Here is an 805-nt window from a genome sequence, read left to right as displayed (position 1 = left end):
ATATATTTTTTCAATTTATCAGAATACACCACAACTATTTGCTGATTACCTAAAAGACCATTTTTTTGAATATCCTCGGTCAGATTAAGCATATACTGTATCCCTACCGCATCAAATAATTTTTTCAGAGTATCTTTCTCATTACTACCTACTGTATGACGTGGATTTTCGTAATAATTCAACAACTCACCAACTTTTATCCTTTGAATACTTCCACTCATATTTTTATTCTCCTAATACTTTTAATAAACCTTCCTCATTAGGCCGTCTCAACTTCTCAGAAAAAAACATTACCTCACTACCTGCTTTTTTACTTTGCAGAGAATACTGTAATTCAAATTCTAACCTATCCATTTTTGAATACATATTTTTTATAGCATTTACATTATCATATGTCACAATCCATTTTCTATGTTTCATTTTTATCATAATATATTGAGACAAATTCACATGATCTCCATGCAAATAAAAATTCGTGTATAAACCAGGTCCCTTACTATAATATGGCGGATCAAAAAAAGTAAATGATTTCCTCGTTTTTAATATTACATTATCAATTAAGTCCAATGCTTCCATATTATATAATGCAATTTTCTCTCTATTCTCCGCAATTTTTTTTATTTGGTCTATCAATTTAGTTTTATTAAATCTACAGTCTATACTATAGTCTCCATCTTGATTCAGCCCTCCAATAGGACCAGCTTTATCAATAATCCCTGATCTATTCGTTCTATTCAAAAAAAAAGTAGAAAAACCTATATCCAATCTACTATGTGTATTAATTTGCTCCCTAATTACTTTTTGC

The 805-nt window shown here is 29.3% G+C and carries 2 protein-coding genes; both read right to left on the bottom strand.

The genetic code is table 11. The features are described from left to right. On the bottom strand, positions 1–221 hold a 221-nt coding region (locus NE664_12495; GenBank protein ID MCQ4727459.1), incomplete at its 3' end, for a hypothetical protein. 4 nt (positions 222–225) lie between these two features. Further along, a partial coding sequence (locus tag NE664_12490; GenBank protein ID MCQ4727458.1) for a DNA adenine methylase occupies positions 226–805 on the bottom strand: 580 nt, incomplete at its 5' end.

Origin of the sequence: Anaerotignum faecicola (genome assembly GCA_024460105.1) — a bacterium.
GTDB lineage: Bacteria > Bacillota > Clostridia > Lachnospirales > Anaerotignaceae > JANFXS01.
Note: the sequence above shows the minus strand (reverse complement) of the source record. Positions and strands in the feature narration are given on the sequence as shown.